Below are 429 nucleotides of genomic sequence, written 5' to 3' on the forward strand. Positions count from 1 at the left end.
CACGAGCTCCTGGCGGAGGTGCGTGAGGCCGGTCTGCTCGAGCGGACGCTCGGGTTCTACGCCTGGCTCGTCGCCGGCCTCACCGTCGCGCTCGCCGGCCTCGTGACCGCGTTCGTGCTGATCGGCCACTCGTGGTGGCAGCTCGCGGTCGCCGCCGGCCTGGGGATCGTGCTGACGCAGTTCGCGTTCGTCGCGCACGAGGCGTCGCACCGCCAGGTCATGCTGACGGGCCCCGCCAACGACCGGCTGGGGCGGATCCTCGCCAACGGCGTCGTCGGCATCAGCCACTCGTGGTGGATGACGAAGCACACGCGGCACCACGCCAACCCCAACCGGATCGGCAAGGACCCGGACATCGAGCGGGACACGATCTCGTTCCTCGAGCAGGACGCCGCGCAGCAGAGCGGGTTCATGGGCGCCCTGACGCGC

Annotated in this window: 1 protein-coding gene; it reads left to right on the forward strand. The window is 71.3% G+C overall.

The features are described 5' to 3' along the window. Window positions 1-429: fatty acid desaturase (locus G3I71_RS48145; RefSeq protein ID WP_203733195.1), on the forward strand; the 429-nt coding region annotated here is incomplete at both ends.

The sequence above is a fragment of the Streptomyces sp. SID12501 genome, from assembly GCF_010550245.1.
Lineage (GTDB): Bacteria > Actinomycetota > Actinomycetes > Streptomycetales > Streptomycetaceae > Streptomyces.